Raw genomic sequence first — 20,365 nt, forward strand, 5'->3', positions numbered from 1 at the left:
GACCCGCGACATCGCCACGTCCAGTAGCAGTTATGTCACGGTGCGGAGTCGATCAATCCTTATTGAACCGACCTTGCCCATCGTTGAGACGACCTTGTACCGCCCGCACGATTGGAAGGTCCGCGGGCAGCCACGCCACGTCGTAGAGCTCGTCCACCTCCAGCCAGCGCAGATCCAGGTGCTCCCTGGTCTCCGGCCTGCCCTCGGCGATCACCGCGAACCAGACCCGCAGGACGTAGCCGCCGGCGAGCGCCCAGTCGCCGCCGACCCGCTCGCCCACCTCGATCAGTACGCCGAGCTCCTCCTGGCACTCCCTGACCAGCGCCGTATGCTCGTCCTCGCCGGGGTCGACCTTGCCTCCCGGCAGCTCCCAGCCGCCGGCCAGCTCGGGAGGGTCGGCGCGCTGGGCGGCGAGCAGCCTGCCCTGGCCGTCGACGATGGCGGCGCCCACAACGACCTTTTCCGTGACTCCTCCGCTCCCCGGGAAAAGCGGCTGCTCGCTTTCCCCGGCCGAGTTGGGCGATGGTCAAGCCCTGACCGCTTCGAACACCGGAACCGTAACAGGAAGCGATTCACCTGCCGGGTAGGCCAGGCCGTCCCTTTTCCAAACGCGACGCCCCGATTCTGTCAGCCCTGCTCCCTCAACTTGAGTTGTTCCAGGATCTGGGGGTGTTGCAGCGGGCGGGTGAATCCCATGATGTTGGCGCGTTCCCGGTAGGTGGTGACCTTGATCGGCCCGCACAGCCGGCATCTCGCCTCGATCATCTTGCCCGGTGACACCACCATGCCCACGTGCCCCGGACGGTTCGGGCCGGTGCCGGGACCGGCGTTAAAGAAGACGAGATCCCCCGCCTGCTCCTGCCCCGCGGAGATCTTCACGCCGAACGGCCACTGGACGAACGTGGTGCGCGGGATGGTCAGGCCGACGCTCCGGTAGGCCATGTAGATGATCCCGGAGCAGTCGTAACCGGCGGGCCCCGTACCGCCCCAGATGTAGGGCTTGCCCCGCTGGGCCAGCGCGTACTGCAGGATCCCGGCCACCGTACCGGTCGGCGCCGCCTCCAGCATGGGCTCGTCGCAGCTGTCGTCCGCCTCGGGCGGGGTGCTGACCTCGCCGTCCTTGGCGTACTTCTTGGCGATCTCCATGACCTGGTCGACGTACCACCAGGCACGGTTGTAGACGAACAGCGAACGCCGTACGTTCTCCGGCGCGCCGTTCCGCTTCAGCATCTTCGCCGCGCCTAGGATGGCGTCAGCCGGGTTGTACACGTCGGCCCAGCCGTCTCCGTCGCCGTCGGAGGCGTAGCCGTTGAACGTGGACGGGATCTTGATCTTGGCCTTGCCGCCCCAGGTGCTGATGAGAAACTGCATCGGCCCGGCGGCGCCCGCGTAGTTGACGCCGCTGCGCACGCCGGGGAGCGTGGAGCGGCCGTGGTCGGTCTCGCGCTTGCCGACCCCGGCGAGCACGTTCCACTGCACGCCGACCTTCTGCCCGTGCTCGCGATAGAGCTTCAGATACTCCTCGGGGATGTCGGACGTCGCGGTCTCCGACTCGTCGCCCACCGTCTGGACGTTCTTCCCGCAGTCGGGTTGCGCCTGCCCGGTGATGGAGGGGAACGAGGGAAAACCGCTGATCATCATCATCGGCGCCATGATCAGCGTGATCATGCAGAGTCCGGCGACTCCGAGGACCAGCGCGAGGCGGAGGTGTCTGTTCTCCCTCATGAGGTTCCGCCGTTCATCCGGCCGCGCCGGTCTCGGAAGGCTGTTCGTCTCCCTCCTGGCCGGAATCCGCCGGCTGGAGGTCGTGGACACGCCATTCGGCACCGACCTGGATGAGCGTGACGGCGTACTCCGCGGTCCTCTCGTTCACCCCGCTCTTGGCCGTGACGTTCTGGGTGCCGACGACCACGAACACCACCGAGGCGCTGTTGATCTGCCGGATCTCCTTCACCCGTGCCGCGCCGACCGAGACGACCTCGTCGGCCTTGTTCGCCTCGACGGTGCCCGGCGAGGTCACCGTGCGCAGCAGCACCCCGGAGAACTCAGCCGTGGTGTAACCCTTGAGGCGGTCGCCGTAGACCGCCGGGTCCTCGTCGTAGCTGAACGTGCCGTACTCGGCGGTGAAGCGCTGCGCGTAGTCGGCGGCGGCCGCCAGTTCCTGCTTGGTCATCGGCAGGTAGGAGTAGACGTCGAAGGGCGCGTTGCTGGCCGTCGCCTCCGGACGCGTCGGCTCCGCGACCGGCTCCTGTCCCGCTGCCACGGTACGGGTGGCCCCCGCGGGCTCTGTCGGGTTCTCCACCCCGCCGCCGCTCTCCGGCCACATGGTCAGGTAGACGCCGACCGCCGCGAGCACCGCGACCAGCACCGCGAAGACGGCTCCCCGCCGGTTGCCTCCCTCGGTCAACGTCAGTCCCTGTCCGGGTTGGACGGGCGGAGCCAGAACGGTGGCGGCTCACCGGCATCACCACCGCGCTCCGCTCGCCTGGTGATCCAGAGCGGTGGCGCCTCGGACGACCTGCCCCCGGCGTCCCGGTTCCGCGAACCGCCGGAGGAACTCCGCGAGCCGCCGAAGATGCTCTCGCCCGACCTCGAACCGTTCGAGCTCTTCGACCCCGAAGAGCCGCGGGAGGAGCCGCCGTTACGCGACCCCGAGCCGGAGCCGCCTCGCGAGGAGCCGCCGAAGATGCCGCCGCCCGACCGGCCGCCGCCACCCGAGGATGGCGCGGCGGGCCTGACCGCCGAGGGGCCGGACGACCTGCCCGCCGAGGACCCCCCGTTGCCCGAGGAGCCGCCTTGCGGCGCCCAGCCTCCCGACGAGCCGCCGAACCAGCCGCCGGAGCCACGTCCCCCACCAGGTCCCGAGGAACCTCCGGACCTGGTGGGGGGCGCGCCGCCGCCGCCCGTACCGGCACCGGAGAGGTTGAGCGGTGGCGCCGCGCCCGGGCGGGCCGCGGTGACCGGGCGGCCGGTGCCCTTGCGCCGCCCTGCCGCCTGGGAGTCGGTGTCGAGCGGCGCCGGTTGCGCGCCGACCGGGACCCGGGTGCCCGACGGGGTGGCCGGCGTGGCGCCGTCCTCGCCGCGTCCCCTGCCCTGGGCGACCGTGGCGGCGGCCGCCGCGCCAATGGAGGCTCCGCCGGCCATCGCGGCCGCCTGGAGCATCGGCTCCGCCTTGCGCATGCCCCAGCGGCCCACCCTGGCCGCCGCGACCGGCGGCAGCGCGGACGCGGCCCGCTGCAGGGTCGGCGCGGTGGCCGCTTCACCGAGCATCCTGGTGGTGAGCGTGTGCCCGTCCATGGAGGCGAACAGGTGCTGGAAGGGCCGCCGGTAGAAGAACACGGCGATCGTCAGGATCGCCATGAACATGACCTGCATGCCCCACGGCATCGCGGTGGAGATGATCAGCGCGTAGCCGTACACGAGCACGCCCAGGACGAGGGCCAGCACCGCCTGTCTGAGCAATGTGCCGATCAGCATCTCCACCCAGCGCATGGCGATGATCCGCCCGGATCCCGGATGGACGCCGATCAGCAGGAAGACCGGCGCGAGGATCAGCAGCAGCAGGAACCCGACCTTGAGCACCAGCAGCGAGACCGCCACCAGGAAGATCAGCAGCCCCGCGACCACCGCGGCCATGAAGGCGCCGATCGCGACCCCCAGCCGGTTCGTCCAGTCCTTGCCCTGGAAAAGGGGGAAGATCGGCGTGTTCTGCAGCTTGTCGGCGACCTCTGTCTCGTATCGTGCCTGGTGAAAGCCTGCTTCGGGCGCCTGCTGCGCCTTCAGCTCGGCCGCGTCGATCGTCTGGATCTCCAGCAGTTTGGCGCCGAACGCCTTGATGACGGGGGCGTCGGCGTCGGCCGTGCCGAACTGGCCCATCAGCCACGGCTTGCAGACCAGGGTGGACCAGAGCGCGTCGGAGTTCTGCTCGACTCCTGGCACGCCGCTCTGACCGTATCCGCCGCCCTGGACCTGCGGGTTGGCCTCGCCCTTGGCCGGCAGGCAGGAGGTGCCGCCCGCGCCGGGAAGTCCGGAGAAGGCGGAGTTGACCACCTCGCCGGTCTTGTCGGTGACGATCTTGCCCAGCCCCGTGAGGTCTCCGGGGCGGCTGAAGAACCAGACGGCCACGGTGACCGCGAGGACCATCCAGATGACGCCCTCGGCGGTGGTGGTGGCGCGCTTGCGGATCAGCCCGTACCAGGCCAGCCAGATGGCGCCGAGGATCACCAGCGGCCGCAGGTACGGCCAGTACATGGCGTCGGCCAGGCGGACCACGATGTCGTCGACGACGTTCTTGATCGACTCCAGCGGCCCCTCGGTGGCGGCCGCCTGGTAGGTCGTGATGGTCAGCCGGTCCAGCGCCTTGGCCCACAGGAAGACCGTGTTGGCCATCGCGTTGCCCATCACCGCCGCGATGTCGTCACAGCCGAGCTGGTGGGTGTGCCAGAACTGGCCGCTCATGCCGTAGGTCGCGTAGTTGCCCCGAACCGCGGGGACCTCCGCCTGGGCACCCGGCTGCGCGGAGTCGGGGACCGGCGGCTTGATCAGGCCGTCCACGCCTCCCTCGACGATGTCGGGGGACAGGTCGGGCGACATGTCGCAGGGAGCGGCTGCGACGGCCGTGGACGCGTCGTCGGGGAACACCATCGGCAACGCGAGGAACGCGGCCAGTGCCACCAGCCCGATGGCGATCCGCCTGCCCAGCCTTCCCCTGCGGGAACCCCTCTTGCGAGAGCCCTTCATGACCGCACCTCCAGCGCCGCAGCCCCCGGCCCACCGACTCTGTCGCCCCCAGGAAGATCATGCACTTTCTCGTCGGGTTTGTCGTGGGTAGGGTTCGTATCCAGCCAGCGCAGCAGCTCATCCGAGATCAGGTCCACCCCGATACGGCCTGCTCGGCCGTCCAGATCCCGGAAGACGCACTCACCGTTACCGAGCGAGCGCAGCACCGCCTTGTGCTCCTCGGACGCCTCGACGCCGAGCAGCGCCATCACGTGCTCCACCTCGACCCGTTCGGTGGAGCGGAACGCGAACACCGAGGAGAGGCAGTTCGTCACCTGCTCGCTCAGCAGATCACCGGCGTTCTGCGAGACCAGCACCAGCGCCGTGTTGCGGGAGCGGCCCATCCTGCTGACCTCGGGCACCAGCTTGGCGCCCTCGGGAGTGGAGGTGATCGCCCATGCCTCGTCCAGGAAGATCGCCTTGGGGGTCCGCCGGTCCAGGCCGTTCATCAGCCCTCGCGCGAACTGCGCGACGAGGTAGAGCAGCGCCACCGACAGCCGCTGCTCGTAGGAGTAGTCGTCGCGGCCGGTGGAGGCGTCGGGCAGCGTCAGACCGCCCAGGGTGAAGACGGTGGTCCAGCCCTCGGTGTCGATCTGGTCGCCGCCCGAGGGGTCGAAGCAGAGCCTGGCCAGATGCATGTCGGACATGGAGCGGAGCACCGCGCCCAGGTTCTTGGAGGCGGCGTCGTCCGTCTGCTCCAGGAAGTCGACCACCTTGCCCAGCGACGGGTCCTCGGCGTTGGAGACCGCGGCGACCGCCTGGATCATCGCCGACTCGCGCTCCTCCGACATGCGCGGCAGCAGCAGGCGCAGGGTCTCGGTGGCCATCGTCTTCTTGGCCGCGAGGTCGTCGCCGAAGGAGAACGGGTCGAGCAGGCCCGGTGCCGCGGAGCCGAGCGGGATGATCCGCGCCTTCCTGCCCCGCTTCCGCAGCAGCTGGACCAGCGAGTCGGCGTCGCCCTTGGGATCGATGACCGCGACCGTCACCCCGCGCAGCGCCATCTGGTAGATCATCAACAGCGCCAGCGTGGTCTTGCCACCGCCGGGTTCGCCGGTGATGGCGATGGCCGTGGGCCGGTTGCGCGTCGCCGCCACCAGCGGGTCGAAGTGCACGATGCTGCGCGCCCGGCCCAGGGTCTCCCCTACGTACGGCCCCATCCAGCCCGAGCCGCCCTCGTCCGTCCGGTCGCCCAGGTCGACGGTGGCGGTGGCCATGCCGCCGGCGATGGTGCGCAGCGGCTGCCGCTGCGCGTAGGCGTTGACCCTGACCCGCTCGCCCGGCAGCGTCTCGCAGAACAGCGAGAACTGGTCGCCGGTGGAGTTGACGATGTCGATGCCCATGTCGCGGTAGTGCTCCACGACCGCCTCGACCCGCTGTACGCAGATCTCCTCGGTCGGGGCCGACACGATCAGCCGGTGCCAGCCGTACACGAACGGCAGGCGCTCCTTGGTGATGCCGTGCTCCAGCATCCGGGCCGCGTCGATCTGCTCGGCCAGGGCCAGCGGCGCCTCCGCCCCGGCCTCGCGGATGTGGATGTCCATGTCACGGGCGTGGGCGAGCTGGCGCGCCACGTCCTTGCTCGCCTTGACCGGCGGGATCAGCCGCATCCTCGAACTGATCTCCACCGGGAAGGGCAGCTGGTCGGCGAAGTGCATCCAGGGCTCGCCGTCGGGGAAGGGCATCAGGTCGGGGAAACGGGCGAAGGACATGTGCGCCACGTAGGAGTCACCGTGCGGCTGCTCGATCCGGAGCAGCGCCCTGCCGTTGTGGATCTGCCCCTCGACCAGGGACTCGATCTCCCCCTGCCCCCACCGCCGCTTGGGGCTGGCCGAGGCCGGAGGGTCGCCGAGGGAGCCGGTCGTGGCGTGCTGGAACAGCCAGGCGAGCTCGACGGAGCTGGCGTGCCTGGCGTACAGGGCGCTGGCCGACAGCGCCCTGCCCAGCCGCTCCGCCTGCTCGGACCACTTGGCGATCTCCGCCTTGGGGACGTGGTCGTCCTCGATGCCCAGGGCCTTCTCGCTGCGCTGGTAGAAGCCGAAGAGCTGGGAGAGGACCCCGGCGCCCAGTTGCCTGCCGCGCGTGCCGAGCCGCACGCCGAGGTAGACCTCCTTGGTCCAGAAGTCCTTGGCCCAGACGTGCCGGTACATGTCCTCCAGGTAGTCACGCCAGCCGGGGCCCTCGTCGGAGGTGGCGTTCAGCGCCATCGCCCATTCGGCGGCCGGGTAGGTGCGGTGCGCCACCCGCAGGTGCACCTCGGCGTCCGGCATCCGGATGGCGGCCAGCGCGATCGTGATGTTGGTGGCCAGCGCCTCCCGCTCCTCGGGAGTGATGAACTCGTAGCTCACGGTGGGAAGCCTGAAATAGGCCCAGACCGACGAGTCGGTCAGCAGGATCCGGTCGTCGAAGTACCGGACGGCGAGGCGGCTGCGCGCTCGGGACGCACGACTCACAGACCCTCCCCCACCGGTCGTACGGCCCTGCCTGCACGGCCTCCGGCCCGCCCGCTCACCCGCACCTCGTCACGCCCGTTCACCACGTCTTCTCGCGCCCGGGGGATCACTGAGCTAGTTCCTCCTCGCTGGGTCGACCCGCCTGCACCGTTCCGAAGCCCGCCACCACGACACCCGCCAGGGCCAGGTAGGCCCGGCGGCCCGGCGCCCTCAGGTGGGACGGCTCCACCCGATCGGCCCTGCCGGGAGCCAGCGCGTCCTCCCAGGGGACCCTGACGATCGCCCGGCACCTGCCCCGCGCGACCGCCTCCGCCTGCTCCACGTCCTCCATGCTGCGGCGGCTCACCCCGTTGACGACCATGACCGCCCGGCGACGGAGGTCGGCGCAGCCGTGCCCGTCGAGCCACTCGTAGGTCATGGCCACCGCGTCGGGCCCGTCCTCACTGGCCGGGACGACGAGGACGAGCTGGTCCGCGTAGGGGAGCACCCGCGCGGCCAGGGCCGCCGCCGGGTCCATGACGATCATCTTGTAGTACCGGTCGAGCGTGTCCATCGTCTGGCCGAGCCGCCGGTCGGAGAAGAGCGTGCGGTCGGACAGTCGCTGCTCGGCACCGGCGTCGGTATCCCCGGCGAGAACCTCCAGCCCCGAGGCACAACGGCTGGTGTAGGCGCGCATGCCCAGGTATCCCTGGACGTTGTCGAGGCCGGCGAGCAGGGAGCTCAGGGTCTCGGGCGACTCGCCCTGGATCCGGCTGGACAGGGCGTGCGAGCCGGTGCTGGCGTCGACCGCGAGAATCCGGTCCTCCCGGTAGCGGGCGAGGGTGTGCCCGAGCATGAGCGCGGTCGTGGTCTGCCCGGCACCGCCGGTACATCCCAGCACCACCACCCGGCGGCTGCCGCTGAACACCGCCCTGGCCCGCGCCTCGTCGATCTCCGAGCCGTCCGTACGGCCGCCCCCAGGCCCGATCACCACCTGGGCCAGCCGCCGCCAGCCGCCCGAGGAGTCCCGGCCGACCACCGACTCCACCCGGCGGACCCTGGCCCCCGCCTCGCCGGCCGAGGAGGTGGGCACCGGCACCACGGGGGCCACCGGATCGGCCTTCGCCGCTCCCGAGGGGACCGCGCGGATCGACATGCCGGCACCTGTCTGAACGCCGGTGTCCCCCGGGATGCCGGGACCCGCCTGCGTCCCGGCGGGCCGCTCGGGCGGCCATGCCTTCGCGGTGTCGGCCGCCCGGCCGATCGGTGTGGGCCGCCCCCTGCGGTGCTGGCGCCGGGCGCTCCTGTCGTCCGGCGGGAGTTCGGCCGCCTCAGCGTCACGGCGTCCTGCCGGCGCCGGTCCGACGAACCTGGGCACGAAGGACGGAACGGCCGGGGCGGAGGGCTTCTCCACGGGGTCGGGCACGACGGCCGGCCTCTCGGCGGGTGTCTCCACCCGGGCCGGCTCCGGAGCCGAGGGCGAGGGCGGCGGCACGACCGGGGCCTCGGGACGCTCCCGGACGGGAGAGCGCGAGGCGGGCACGGAGATCTCCGGAGACGCCTCGGGCTCGGGAGAGACAGGCTGCGCGGGCGGGGCGGCGGCGCGCTGGGCCTCGGCGGAGGCGGCGAGCCTGCGCAGCCGCCGCAGCGCCTCGGTGCTGATCGGAGCGGCCGGAGCCTCGGGTGTGTCCGGCGTGCCGGACGTCGCCGGAGTGTCCTCGGCGTCCTCCCGTACGGGAGGACGGTCCTGCCGGGCCTTGGGCCGGTCGGCGGAGCCGTCGGCGGTCGGCCGCGAGGACGGGCCCGGGACCGGCGTATCCGGCAGGGAGGTGACGGTCTCGGCGGGAGCCGGCTCCGGGGGCACGACGGGCAGCGAGGCGCGGGGCACCGCGGACAGGACGGGGACGGCGACCGGGGTCGGCCGGGCGGCCTCGGTCTGGGCGAGGGCCGGGGCGGTGCCCTGACGGAGTGCGCGGGCCTCGCCCCAGGCGACGCGCTCGCGGGCGACCGGGGCGGTGGCGGCGGCGGCCGCCGCGGCGGCCACGGCTGGACGCACCTCGCGCGAGCGTGCGGCGGCGCGCTTGGACTGGGCGTGGCGGGCCTTGCGCGACGCCTTGACCCGGACCGAGGCGGGCTGCGGCGCGGCCCGCCAGACCCGGCCGTTCAGCGCGACCTCGGCGGGCTCGGAGATGGGAGCCATCCGGCACCAGGTGCGCGGCTCGCCCATGTAACGCATCTGCGACTGGATCAGCTCGGTGAGCCGTTTGCTCTCGATCACCGGCCGGGTGGAGAGCCAGGTGACGACACCGGGCGGCACCAGGTAGAGCACGTGCCAGGGGGCCGCGAAGGGCAGGCCGAGCAGGTAGAGCAGGAGCGACCACGGGGCCAGCACTCCCACGAACCCACCGATCCAGACGATCGGGAGCGGCGTCGGCAGCCGTAGGTCGTACAGCTTGTAGAGCCGCTTCTCGATCCTCCAGATATTGGTGTACGTGGGCAGATCCACGTGATCCTCCTCTCCGCCTCTCCTTGTTTGACCGTTTGGAGGCGGTCTCAACCCCCCGAGATGCCCAGTGCGCCCGCGATCGCCTTGGCAGTCACCTCGATGATGTTCGGCACGTAGAAGATCACTCCGATGGCGATCGCCAGGATGATGAACTGAACGAATCTGGTGATCTCACGGGTGAAGAGGAAGAAGAGGGCCACCACCGAGACGATGACGAGGAAGAGCGGTGCGAAGAAACTGCGGAGGAAGTCAGCGAGGCCTTCTGTGTTGACGCCTGCCGGAGGGGCTGTGGGCTGAGCGAACTCCATGGCGCTCAGCAGCATGGTCTTGAGAATCACTTCTTGTCCTCCGTACTCACGATCGCGGCCCCCGGGCGGCGACGGGTCCGCGACGCACTCGCGCGCGAACCCGAACCGGCGGCTCATCGATCAGGGGGGGTCTGCTCACCGTGGACCGGCACCATTCGATCATGCGTTACCTCGCCACAGATCGATACGCACCGCGAATGTCCTTGACGAACCACTTGTCGCCTTGCTTGACCACGGTGAGCAGATAGGCCTGCTCGAGCTTGCCTTCCATCTGGCCGGGATCCGCGGGTTCCGGGTCGGTGGACTGCCTCGCCTTTGACGGCACACCCCACAGGACCGTCGCGGTCACCTCGCGGGCGGCTCCCCCTCCAAGGGGCACGGCGAGCTCTTTGAGCTGCAGGAAGGTGAACGCGCCGCCGAATCCCTCCAGGGTGATCCCGGCGTCGGCGTAACGCTGCAGCGAGCCGGTGTCGCTCGCCGCGTAGGCCTTGAAGAAGTCTTCCAGCGGGGTGCGCAGCTCCTGCTCCACGGCGCGGTCGCGCTCGGGTGCGGTCTTGGGCGGCAGGTTGGCCGCCTTCGGCGCCGGCAGGATGCCCGGACGCCCCGCGACGACGAACCTCTTCGTGGACCGGTCGTGGTAGACGGGCACCGACAGGAGCTGGCGGCGGTTGTCCGACTGGTAGAGGACGGTGACGACCGCGTTGTCCGCGTCCACGACCTCGATCCCGTACGGCTCCACCGCGCCGGCGCTCATCCGGCCGAAACCGTCCCAGCCGAACTGCGGCTCCGTGCCTTCGGGCAGGTAGGGGGCGAGCCGCGACCTTCTCTCCTCAAGGCGGGCCCCGTCGAAGTTCAGGTAGACCTCGGCGAACTGGGTCGCGAAGGCGGACCCCTGGGCGGCGGGGAATCCGCTGTCGGAGACGGGTGCCGCGCCCGAGGGGGCGTTCTGCTGGGTGAAGCGCTCGAAGGGCGCGCGGACCCCGTTCACCACGATGACGACTATCAGCGCCCAGAGCACGGCGCGGCCGGTCCACACCAGCCAGCGACCGCCTCCACCGGACCAGCGGCCACGCGACGTGCCCCGCCCGCGCGCCGGGGCGCGTCCGAGATCGGGGTCGTCGGGGAAGTCCGGGTATGCCGACAGCTCAGGGTCGCCAGCGATCCGGGGATCACGCTGGACCGTCGACCTTCGAGCCATCACGCCTCCGCTCGCGTCAATCCTCGGCCACACGGTGTCGTATCGCCGCCGATCCCGTTGGCCATGGTGACGCACTTACTCTAGCCGCCCCGCCGATTCTTCCAGGAAAGCCACGCCTATGCTGCAGGCATCGTGATGACTGAGCAAACCCGGTCTGGAACCCCGGCGAGACCGGCGATGCCGCCGATGCCCAATGAAAAGCGCATTACCCCTGGCCAGCGCATGGGTCGATTACTCAAACGCCACGCATTGCTAACTAGACGGTCCCCGGACTGTCGCGACCTGCGCATTTAACACGAAATGCGTCACCCAGTGTCACACCCTCCGAAATAGCCCCACCTCCGCGGCCCCTCGTCCGCCTTCGACGCCCTGCCTACCCGACAGAGACAGCGACGGTGTCCTCCTCTTCGGAGGTGGCCACCGAGGCCGTACGCCACAGGGACACCGCCAGCCAGAGAGCCCCCGCCGCGATCAGCGCGCCGTGCGCGATCCTGAGTGCCGGGGTGCCGAAGAACTGCGGGAGGAAGAGGGCGAAACCGAGAGCGAGCGGGACCCCGCTCCACCTGGGCAGGGTGCCGGACCGCCGGACGGCGGCGGCGGCCAGGATCGAACCGGCTGCCAGCAGCAGGAGCCCGGCGATGAACATGGCGCCCGAGACCACCCCAAGACGGATCACGCCGGCCAGTTCCAGTAGCCCGGGATCCTGCTCCTGCAGGGCTCGCTGCGCGAGGGCGTTCAGCCCGAAGACCTCGGCTCCGTAGTACGGCAGGGTGAGCCCCACCCCTATCCAGGTCACCACGACCGCGCCCGAGGCGAGCCGGTCCCTCAGCACGGTGCGCAGGCCCAGCAGGCCCAGGGTGAGGAGGATGAAACCGCCCACCGCGAACAGGTGCGCCGCGATCCAGGCGCCGGACGCCATCGCCTCCGCACCGCGCAGCGTCGTCTCGTCGGAGTACGGCCGAACCACCGGATACAGCAGGAAGAGGGCGCCGGCCATCGCGAAGGACAGGGCGCTCAGCCGTGCCCGGCCGGTGAGAGGGGGGAAACTGCCGGCGTTCACGAGGCTCTCCGAATCACAGGTGGGAGAGGCACTCGACCCGATCAGAACGGTGCCCCAATTCGAGAGCAATGCTCTTTTATATGAGCAGCGATGTCAAGAGCAGTGCTCTCTTTTTGGAGTAGAGCTCTTAGATGATCGGCTGGGCGGCCCGAGAAGAAGAGCGGTGGCCGACGTACGGATCGCCGGCCCACCGGAGAGCGCCACCTGAAAAGCACCCGCGCCGGCGAGGTGACGACAGAGGCGGGGTGAAAACACCTCGGGCCAAGGAGACGGGAGGTCTCCTTGGCCCGGGGAACGCGGATCGGTCAGACGTTGAAGCGGAACTCCACCACGTCGCCGTCGCGCATGACGTAGTCCTTGCCCTCGATGCGGGCCTTGCCGGCCTGGCGGGCGGCGGCGATGGAGCCGGTCTCCACCAGCTCGTCGAAGGAGACGATCTCGGCCTTGATGAAGCCGCGCTGGAAGTCGGTGTGGATGACCCCGGCCGCCTCGGGGGCGGTGGCGCCCTTGGAGATCGTCCAGGCCCTGGTCTCCTTGGGGCCGGCGGTCAGGTAGGTCTGCAGGCCCAGGGTCTCGAAACCCACCCTGGCCAGCTGGGCCAGGCCCGACTCCTCCTGGCCGACGGACTGCAGGAGCTCCAGCGCCTCGGAGTCGTCGAGCTCGACGAGCTCGGACTCGATCTTCGCGTCGAGGAAGACGGCCTCGGCCGGTGCGACGAGCGCCGAGAGCCGGGCCCTGAGCTCCTCGTCCACCAGCTCGTCCGCGTCGAGGTTGAAGACGTACAGGAAGGGCTTGGCGGTCAGCAGGTGCAGCTCGCGCAGGTCCTTCGGGTCGATCCCGGCACCGGAGGCTCCGGCGTACAGGGTGGTGCCGCCGTCGAGGAGCTTGAAGGCCACCTCCGCCGCGTCCAGCACGGACTTGCGGTCCTTGTTGGTCCGAGACTCCTTCTGGAGGCGGGGAATCGCCTTCTCCAGGGTCTGCAGGTCGGCGAGGATCAGCTCGGTGTTGATCGTCTCGATGTCGCGCCCGGGGGCGACGCCGCCGTCCACGTGGGTCACGTCGGGGTCGTTGAAGACCCGGATGACCTGGCAGATCGCATCGGTGTCGCGGATGTTGGCGAGGAACTGGTTACCCCGCCCCTGTCCCTCCGAGGCGCCGCGGACCAGCCCGGCGATGTCCACGAACTCCACCTTCGCCGGCAGGATCTTCGCGGACCCGAAGATCTCGGCCAGCTTCTCAAGACGTGGGTCGGGAACGCCGACGATGCCCACGTTGGGCTCGATGGTGGCGAACGGGTAGTTCGCCGCCAGGGCGTTGGCGGTCTTCGTCAGCGCGTTGAAAAGCGTTGACTTGCCGACGTTGGGCAATCCGACGATGCCGATGCTCAGGCTCACGTGAGCCGAGTTTACGCGGAATGACCCACTGCTACCTGCCACGGGCAGGTCACAGGGTGGTGGACATCCCGTTCAGGCGCCCGCCGCCGATGGTTCGGCACCGATCGGAGCCGTCCAGGTGACTCTCCCCGGTTCGGCCAGGTTCGGACACGATTCCGCAACTCCCCGTCCGGCCCCGGGCGCCTTCGGAAGGCGTGTCGGCGCGCCAGGAGTGACCGGGCCTGGAATCATGCCGGGGTGGACGTCATGGCGCTCTCCTTCCAGCTCGCGGTGGGCCTCGCCGCGGGGCTCGCGATCGGCTTCCTGCTGGGCCGGGCGCGCGCCTCCTCGGGAGCCGCCGACGTCATCGCGCGTCTGGCCGACGCCGAGGCCCGCGCGAAGATCGCCGAGGAGAAGGTCGTCTACATCGAGGAGCAGCTCTCCGAGCGGTTCCAGGCCCTGTCGAGCCGGGCGCTCGACGTCAACAACCTGCGGTTCCTGGAGCTGGCCGAGACGAGGCTGGCCGCCAACCGGGCCGAGGCGGCCGGTGAGCTGGAGCAGCGCAAGCAGGCGGTCGAGCACCTGATCGAGCCGTTGAAGGACACCCTGGCCCGCGTCGAGACACAGCTGCGCGACACGCAGACGGGCCAGCGGGCCGCCCACGCGGAGCTGGCCAGGCACATCGACGTCGTCCGCGAGAGCAACGAGCAGCTCCGCGCCCAGACGGGCTCCCTGGTACGGGCCCTGCAACGCCCCGAGGCCCGGGGCCGATGGGGAGAGCTCCAGCTCCGCAGGGTCGCCGAGATCGCCGGGATGCAGCGGTTCTGCGACTTCGACGAGCAGGTGAGCGTCACCACGCCGGACGGCGTGCTACGGCCCGACATGGTGGTACGGCTGGCCGGCGGCAAGAACATCGTGGTCGACTCCAAGGTCTCCCTCGCCGCCTACCTGGAGGCCGCCGAGTCGGCCGACCCCGACCACCAGTCGGCCCGGCTCGACTCCCACTCCCGTCACGTGCGCGAGCACGTGGACCGGCTGGCTTCCAAGACCTACTGGCAGGCGTTCAGCCCGGCACCGGAGTTCATGGTGCTGTTCATCCCCGGCGAGGCCTTCCTCGCCCCGGCGCTGGAGCGCGACCCCGCCCTGCTGGAGTACGCCATGCGGCGGCGGGTCCACATCGCCACCCCCACCACGCTGATCACCATGCTCCGCACCGCGCAGTACGCCTGGCAGCAGGCCGCGCTCAGCGAGAACGCGCGGGCGATCTTCGAGGTCGGCAAGGAGCTGTACGAGCGGCTGAGCAGCATGGGGCGTAACGTCGACGCTCTGGGCCGCTCGCTGAACCGGGCCGTGGAGTCGTACAACAGGACTGTCGGCTCGCTGGAGACCCGGGTGCTGGTGAGCGCGCGCAAACTAAACGATCTGGGACTGGTCGAGGCCGATCTGGACAGGCCGCAGGCGATCGAGGACCTGCCACGCGCGCTGACCTCGCCGGAACTGCTCGCGGAAGAGGAGCCAAGCTCGCCTCTCGTATCCCGCCTGAACGGTAGGTTGGCCAACGACCTGCCCTGAAACTGTTCTCCCAAGGCGCCGACGGCCGGACACTGGAGGCGACGGAGTTGACGACGTGGGGGCCGAGGTCATGGGGGGCCAGTGGTGGACGAGCGAGGCGGCGTACAGCCGGCCGGCGGGGTGATCGTATGAGTGAACTTGGCCGGGCCACCGGCGGCATCCGGCTGACCGTCCGGGGCGCGCTGGCCCTCGTGCTGGCGTCCACGCTGGTGGGCAGCGTGCTGCAGGCGCTGTTCGGGGTGGCGGCGCTGACCGGGGCGGCGTTCGTGGCCGGCTGCGTGGCCGCGGCGGTGCTGGTGAACCGCAGGGACCTGCTGTCGCTGGTGGTCTCTCCGCCCCTGGTCTTCTTCGTGACCACCGTGCTCATCGAGGCGGTCCGTTCCCTGTTCGCGCCCACGCCCATCCAGGCCTTCGGCCTGGGCATGTACACCGCGCTCTCGCAGGGCGCCCCGTGGCTGTTCGGCGGCTCGCTCCTGGTGCTGGTCATCGCCTGGCGCCGCGGTCTGACCCGCTGCGTCCGTGAGCTGCGCGACGAGCTCAGGGTCGGCAAGGCCTCCGTTCCCGCGCCGAGGAGCGGCGACTCCGCCTTCGCCCCCGAGCCCGAGGGGTACTTCGAGCCCAAGGTGTACGGCACGCCGCGCGAGGGCTCGTAACCGCCGGGCAGGAGATCCCACAACCGGCCATGGCCGGCCGCAACGGGCCGGGGCGGCATCATGCCCGTAGCGGCGGCGGCACTCCGCGAACAGCGGGGCGGTCAGACCGTGGCGCGCAGGTCCTTGCGCAGCTCGTGCGGGAGCGCGAAGCGCACGCTCTCCTGGACGGACTCGACCTCTTCGACGTCCTCGAAGCCATGCCCGGCGAGGCGGGCCAGGACTTCGGTGACGAGCTCCTCCGGCACCGAGGCGCCGCTCGTCACGCCGACCGTGGTGACACCGTCGAGCCAGGCGTCCTCGATGAGCGAGGCGTCGTCGACGAGGTAGGAGGCGTCGGCCCCGTGGTCGAGGGCGACCTCGACCAGCCGCTTGGAGTTGGAGGAGTTCTCCGAGCCGACCACGATGACCAGCTCCGCCTGTGCGGCGATCTCCTTGACGGCGACCTGGCGGTTCTGGGTGGCGTAGCAGATGTCGTCGCTCGGCGGGTCGATCAGGTTCGGGAAGCGCTCCTTGAGCCGGGAGACCGTCTCGACCGTCTCGTCCACGGAGAGCGTGGTCTGCGACAGCCAGACCAGCCGCTCGGGGTCCTTGACCCGCACGGTGCCGACCGACTCCAGACCGTCGACGAGCTGGATGTGGTCGGGTGCCTCGCCCGCGGTGCCCTCGACCTCCTCGTGACCCTCGTGGCCGATGAGGAGGATGTCGTAGTCCTGGGAGGCGAAGCGCCTGGCCTCGTTGTGCACCTTGGTCACCAGCGGGCAGGTGGCGTCGATCGTCTTGAGACTGCGCCGGGCGGCCTCCTGATGGACCGCCGGTGAGACACCGTGGGCGGAGAAGACCACGATGGCCCCCTCGGGCACCTGCTCGGTCTCCTCGACGAAGATCGCTCCGCGCGCCTCCAGCGTCTTGACCACGTGGGTGTTGTGGACGATCTGCTTACGGACGTAGATCGGGGCACCGTACTGTTCCAGCGCCTTCTCCACGGCCTGCACGGCGCGATCGACCCCCGCGCAGTAACCGCGGGGCTTCGCCACCAGTACGCGTCGGGTCGCGGAGGTCTTGGAAGTCATGCTCTTATGCTACGTGGAGACGCCCGCGAGACAGCCCATACGTCCCACAAGCTCATGCGGCACAGTCTTGCCACACTAGCCTTTCTCGATACAGACCTCCCAGGGAGACGATATGTCAGTCCCCGACATGATCCGCAATGTCACACAGAAGGCAAAAGACCTGCCGCTGCACATGCTGCAGTCCGCGCTGAGCGGGGTGGGCCAGGCCCTGCTCCTCGGCGACCGCGTACGGTCCAAGATCAAGGGTACCTCCGGCCAGGGAGAAGAGCCCGACGGGTCCCGCGAGACGGTCGGCGACCAGTTGGCGGAGACCGCTGAGAAGGCCACGGAGCAGGTGGAGAAGCCCGCCCGCCGCGCGCCCGTCATCTTCGCGCCGCGCCCGGAGAAGGCCGCGGACAAGGCGACCGCCGCCGAGAGCAACGGCGCCAGGACCACCCGCGAGCCGGTCATCTTCAGCCCCGCCAAGCCCAAGGCGGCGGAGCCCGCCGCCACCGAGGCCAAGACCGAGGCCGTCGAGACCCCGGCCGCCACCGAGGCGCCGGCCCCCGCCCCGGAGGCCAAGGCCGCCGAGCCCAAGCCCGCCGAGGCCCCCGTCGCGGAGCCCTCCACCACGGAGGCCCAGGCCGCCACCGAGGCAGCGGCCGCCAAGACCCCGGCCGTTGTCGAGCCGGAGACCGCGGAGACCCCCGCCGCCGTCGAGCCCGAGGTCGCGGAGGCCCCCGCCACCGAGGCGAAGACCGTGGAAACCCCGGCCACCGTCGAACCGGAGGCCGCCGAAACCCCCGCCGCCACCGTCGAGCCCGAGGTCGCGGAGGCCCCCGCCGCCGAAACGAAGGTCGTGGAAACCCCGGTCGCCGAGGCCCCCGCGGCGAAGAAGCCCAGGGCCACCCGGGCCAAGGCCAAGGCCGCCGAGTCCGTGGAGTCCGAGGCCGCCGCCCCCAAGGCCGCCCCGAAGGCCAGGACGACCAGGGCACGCAAGACCGTCAAGGCCGCCGCCCCGGCGACCCCGGTGGCGGAGAGCGACGCCCCCGTCGAGACGCCCGCGGCGGTGCAGGTCGAGGTGACCGAGACCAGGGTCGCGGCGGTCGAGGTGACCGAGCCGCTGCCCGGCTACGCGGAGCTGACCGTCGCGTCGCTGCGGGCGCGGATGCGCGGCAGGACGTCCGAGCAGATTCAGGAGCTGCTCGCCTACGAGCGCGCCACCGCGGGCCGCGAGGCCGTCGTACGGATGTACGAGAACCGCCTGGCCAAGCTGGCGGCCGCGGAATAGTCGCCTCCGGCGCGTAGGCTCCCGGCCATGAGCTCGAACACCACCCCTGAGCAGCCCCTCCCGGTTCGCACGGTGTTGCAGATGGTCGGCGGCTGGATCGGCAAGCTCGGCACCGTCTGGGTCGAGGGACAGATCACCGAGCTGACCGCCCGAGGCGGCACGGTGTTCCTGACGTTGCGTGACCCGGTGGCCAATGTGTCGGCCCGGATCACCTGCCCGCGTGGTGTCTACGAGGCGACCGTCCCCCGGCCGGTCGACGGCGCGAGGATCGTGGCCCACCTGAAGCCCGATTTCTGGGTCAACAAGGGCTCGTTCGCGTTCACCGCGCTGGAGATGCGGCCGGTCGGGGTGGGCGAGCTGCTGGCGCGGCTGGAGCGGTTGCGCCGGTTGCTCGCCTCCGAGGGGCTCTTCGGCGTCGACAGGAAACGGCGGCTGCCGTTCCTGCCGGGCGCGGTCGGCCTGATCTGCGGCCGGGACTCGGCCGCCGAGCGCGACGTGCTGGAGAACTCGCGGCGCCGCTGGCCGGCGGTCCGGTTCAAGGTCGAGCCGGTGGCCGTGCAGGGGCCGTACGCGGTCGGTGAGGTCATCGAGGCGCTGCGCAAGTTCGACGCCGACACCGAGGTCGACGTCATCGTGGTCGCGCGGGGCGGCGGGTCGATGGAGGACCTGCTGCCCTTCTCCGACGAGGCGCTCGTCCGGGCGGTCGCGGCCTGCCGCACGCCCGTGGTCAGCGCGATCGGCCACGAGCAGGACAACCCGCTGCTCGACCTGGTCGCCGACGTGCGCGCGTCCACGCCCACGGACGCGGCGAAGAAGGTGGTGCCGGACGTCGGCGAGCAGATGACGCTGATCCGTCAGCTCAGGGACCGGGGCCGCAGGGTGGTGGGCGGCTGGCTGGACCGCGAGACGGCCTGGCTGGCCGCGGCCCGCTCCCGGCCCTCCCTCGCGGACCCGGTGCGTGAGATCGAGCGCAGGGCCGAGCAGGCCGAGCAGCTCAGGGACCGGGCACGACGTTCCCTCACCGGTTCCCTGGACCGCGCCGCCGATTCGCTGGAGCACCTGCGCGCCCGCCTGGTCTCGCTCTCTCCGGCCGCCACGCTGGAGCGCGGCTACGCGATCGTGCAGCGCCCCTCGGGCGATGTCGTACGGCTCGCGAGCGAGGTCTCCCCCGGCGACGAGCTGACCGTGCGCTTCCCCGACGACCGGGTGCGGGTCAGGAGTGATCCCGCCAGGTGAGCGAGGGGTAGCCGTCGTCGACGAACCCCAGCCGCCGGTAGAGCGACTCGGCGTCCGAGGTGGCGTGCAGGTCGACCCTGCGGATCCCGCTGTCGCGGTACCACTCCAGGAGGGCCCCCATGATGGCCCGGCCATGCCCCCTGCGCCGGTGGCGCGGGTCGGTGGTCATGCCCTGGATGTAGCCGTAGCGGCCGTCGGGAAGGCTGGGTCCGGGAAAGCGGTCGAAGATGAGGCCGATCCCGCAGGCCGCCAGCCCCTTTTCCGGGGAGTCCACCACGTAGACGGCGGTGTCGAGGCTGCCCAGCCGCTCTTCGAGGCTCTCTGCGTAGGCCTGCTGCCACTCCTCCTCGATGGGAAGGTTGCCGTCCCTTGCCATCCGGTCGGCCAGGATCTCACGGAGGCGCACCAGCTCGGGGATGTCCCTGGTGGTCGCGTCACGAACGTTCACCTGGGCATTCTTCCAGCCGTACTACCCTGCGGAGCGACCGGGGAGGTGCCTTGTCGATCACGCCGTCGCGGGGAGGCGCCGCGACTCCCGGTACGGCACGGCGTCACCGGGTGGGCGTCACGATCTAAGGTGGGGTGCGTGGCCGATGAGAAGAGACCGTCGTACGAGCAGGCGCGCGAGGAGCTGACCGAGGTGGTCCGCAGCCTCGAGGCGGGCGGGCTCACCCTGGAACAGTCGATCGAGCTCTGGGAGCGCGGCGAGAAGCTGGCCGCGGTCTGCGAGGAGTGGCTTCAGGGTGCCCGGGTGAAGCTCGCGGCCGCCATGGCCCAGCGGCGGCACTCCGACCCGGCCGGAGAGACACCCTTCTAGGCCCTGTCCTGCGGATCTTTTGCCTACTGCGGTCGGTCAGGCGGCGCCTCGCCGCGTTGTCGTCGGTCACCGCAGCACGCTGCGGCTCCCTCCT

At 70.8% G+C, this 20,365-nt stretch carries 17 protein-coding genes; 5 read left to right on the forward strand and 12 right to left on the reverse strand.

The features are described from left to right. Nucleotides 1-52: 52 nt before the first annotated feature. The 10 genes from ABT130_RS15280 to ychF form a co-directional block, all read right to left on the reverse strand. Nucleotides 53-451 carry a (deoxy)nucleoside triphosphate pyrophosphohydrolase gene (locus ABT130_RS15280; RefSeq protein ID WP_350921668.1) on the reverse strand — a complete coding sequence of 133 codons (399 nt, stop codon included), beginning with the start codon at nucleotides 449-451 and terminating at the stop codon, nucleotides 53-55. A 176-nt stretch (nucleotides 452-627) separates the two neighbouring features. Further along, nucleotides 628-1,725, reverse strand: a complete 1,098-nt coding sequence (locus ABT130_RS15285; RefSeq protein WP_350921665.1) for a C40 family peptidase — start codon at nucleotides 1,723-1,725, stop codon at nucleotides 628-630. Nucleotides 1,726-1,738: 13 nt separating this feature from the next. Next, complete coding sequence (locus tag ABT130_RS15290; RefSeq protein WP_350955962.1) at nucleotides 1,739-2,407, reverse strand: hypothetical protein; 669 nt, start codon at nucleotides 2,405-2,407, stop codon at nucleotides 1,739-1,741. 2 nt (nucleotides 2,408-2,409) lie between these two features. Then, nucleotides 2,410-4,740, reverse strand: a complete 2,331-nt coding sequence (locus ABT130_RS15295; protein WP_350955964.1) for a type IV secretion system protein — start codon at nucleotides 4,738-4,740, stop codon at nucleotides 2,410-2,412. Then, nucleotides 4,737-7,229, reverse strand: a complete 2,493-nt coding sequence (locus tag ABT130_RS15300) for an ATP-binding protein (protein WP_350921658.1) — start codon at nucleotides 7,227-7,229, stop codon at nucleotides 4,737-4,739. Before ABT130_RS15300 ends, ABT130_RS15295 begins: the two co-directional genes overlap by 4 nt. A gap of 106 nt (nucleotides 7,230-7,335) precedes the next feature. Continuing rightward, a complete protein-coding gene (locus ABT130_RS15305) occupies nucleotides 7,336-9,714 on the reverse strand; it encodes a TcpE family conjugal transfer membrane protein (RefSeq protein WP_350955966.1) in 2,379 nt (792 codons plus the stop codon). Nucleotides 9,715-9,761: 47 nt separating this feature from the next. Next, entirely contained in the window at nucleotides 9,762-10,037 is a 276-nt protein-coding gene (locus ABT130_RS15310; protein WP_037970213.1) for a hypothetical protein, read from the reverse strand. A 151-nt stretch (nucleotides 10,038-10,188) separates the two neighbouring features. Next, entirely contained in the window at nucleotides 10,189-11,220 is a 1,032-nt protein-coding gene (locus tag ABT130_RS15315; protein ID WP_350955968.1) for a conjugal transfer protein, read from the reverse strand. Nucleotides 11,221-11,593: 373 nt separating this feature from the next. Then, entirely contained in the window at nucleotides 11,594-12,280 is a 687-nt protein-coding gene (locus ABT130_RS15320; protein ID WP_350955970.1) for a hypothetical protein, read from the reverse strand. A 305-nt stretch (nucleotides 12,281-12,585) separates the two neighbouring features. Then, a complete protein-coding gene (ychF, locus tag ABT130_RS15325) occupies nucleotides 12,586-13,674 on the reverse strand; it encodes a redox-regulated ATPase YchF (protein ID WP_350955972.1) in 1,089 nt (362 codons plus the stop codon). Nucleotides 13,675-13,920: 246 nt separating this feature from the next. Between ychF and ABT130_RS15330 the strand changes: the two genes are divergently transcribed. Both ABT130_RS15330 and ABT130_RS15335 read left to right on the forward strand, forming a co-directional pair. Further along, the gene (locus ABT130_RS15330; protein ID WP_350955983.1) at nucleotides 13,921-15,225 is read left to right on the forward strand and encodes a DNA recombination protein RmuC; all 1,305 of its coding nucleotides are present in this window, start codon (nucleotides 13,921-13,923) and stop codon (nucleotides 15,223-15,225) included. A 128-nt stretch (nucleotides 15,226-15,353) separates the two neighbouring features. Beyond that, the gene (locus ABT130_RS15335) at nucleotides 15,354-15,878 is read left to right on the forward strand and encodes a DUF6542 domain-containing protein (protein WP_350955974.1); all 525 of its coding nucleotides are present in this window, start codon (nucleotides 15,354-15,356) and stop codon (nucleotides 15,876-15,878) included. A 101-nt stretch (nucleotides 15,879-15,979) separates the two neighbouring features. Here ABT130_RS15335 and ABT130_RS15340 read toward each other — a convergent pair whose 3' ends face one another. Further along, complete coding sequence (locus tag ABT130_RS15340) at nucleotides 15,980-16,948, reverse strand: 4-hydroxy-3-methylbut-2-enyl diphosphate reductase (protein ID WP_350921645.1); 969 nt, start codon at nucleotides 16,946-16,948, stop codon at nucleotides 15,980-15,982. A 112-nt stretch (nucleotides 16,949-17,060) separates the two neighbouring features. On the opposite strand from ABT130_RS15340, the gene ABT130_RS15345 reads away from it, so the two are divergent. Continuing rightward, nucleotides 17,061-18,218 (forward strand): DUF8129 domain-containing protein, encoded by a 1,158-nt coding sequence (locus ABT130_RS15345; RefSeq protein ID WP_350955976.1) that lies wholly within the window; start codon nucleotides 17,061-17,063, stop codon nucleotides 18,216-18,218. Nucleotides 18,219-18,245: 27 nt separating this feature from the next. After that, nucleotides 18,246-19,454 (forward strand): exodeoxyribonuclease VII large subunit, encoded by a 1,209-nt coding sequence (gene xseA, locus ABT130_RS15350; RefSeq protein ID WP_350921640.1) that lies wholly within the window; start codon nucleotides 18,246-18,248, stop codon nucleotides 19,452-19,454. Here the strand turns inward: xseA and ABT130_RS15355 are convergent. Continuing rightward, complete coding sequence (locus tag ABT130_RS15355) at nucleotides 19,432-19,902, reverse strand: GNAT family N-acetyltransferase (RefSeq protein ID WP_350955978.1); 471 nt, start codon at nucleotides 19,900-19,902, stop codon at nucleotides 19,432-19,434. The genes xseA and ABT130_RS15355 overlap by 23 nt on opposite strands. Nucleotides 19,903-20,040: 138 nt before the next feature. Between ABT130_RS15355 and ABT130_RS15360 the strand changes: the two genes are divergently transcribed. Continuing rightward, nucleotides 20,041-20,271, forward strand: a complete 231-nt coding sequence (locus tag ABT130_RS15360) for an exodeoxyribonuclease VII small subunit (RefSeq protein ID WP_030910800.1) — start codon at nucleotides 20,041-20,043, stop codon at nucleotides 20,269-20,271. Nucleotides 20,272-20,365: the final 94 nt, after the last annotated feature.

The organism is Streptosporangium sp. NPDC001681, assembly GCF_040298085.1.
Lineage (GTDB): Bacteria > Actinomycetota > Actinomycetes > Streptosporangiales > Streptosporangiaceae > Streptosporangium.

What these genes read in the sequence shown, in the direction of transcription:
- ABT130_RS15295 (WP_350955964.1), bottom strand. Translation starts at nt 4,740, where the DNA reads ATGAAGGGCTCTCGCAAGAGGGGTTCCCGCAGGGGAAGGCTGGGCAGG.
- ABT130_RS15345 (WP_350955976.1), top strand. Translation starts at nt 17,061, where the DNA reads ATGTCAGTCCCCGACATGATCCGCAATGTCACACAGAAGGCAAAAGAC.
- ABT130_RS15310 (WP_037970213.1), bottom strand. Translation starts at nt 10,037, where the DNA reads ATGCTGCTGAGCGCCATGGAGTTCGCTCAGCCCACAGCCCCTCCGGCA.
- ABT130_RS15340 (WP_350921645.1), bottom strand. Translation starts at nt 16,948, where the DNA reads ATGACTTCCAAGACCTCCGCGACCCGACGCGTACTGGTGGCGAAGCCC.
- ABT130_RS15330 (WP_350955983.1), top strand. Translation starts at nt 13,921, where the DNA reads ATGGCGCTCTCCTTCCAGCTCGCGGTGGGCCTCGCCGCGGGGCTCGCG.
- ABT130_RS15335 (WP_350955974.1), top strand. Translation starts at nt 15,354, where the DNA reads ATGAGTGAACTTGGCCGGGCCACCGGCGGCATCCGGCTGACCGTCCGG.
- ABT130_RS15315 (WP_350955968.1), bottom strand. Translation starts at nt 11,220, where the DNA reads ATGGCTCGAAGGTCGACGGTCCAGCGTGATCCCCGGATCGCTGGCGAC.
- xseA (WP_350921640.1), top strand. Translation starts at nt 18,246, where the DNA reads ATGAGCTCGAACACCACCCCTGAGCAGCCCCTCCCGGTTCGCACGGTG.
- ABT130_RS15285 (WP_350921665.1), bottom strand. Translation starts at nt 1,725, where the DNA reads ATGAGGGAGAACAGACACCTCCGCCTCGCGCTGGTCCTCGGAGTCGCC.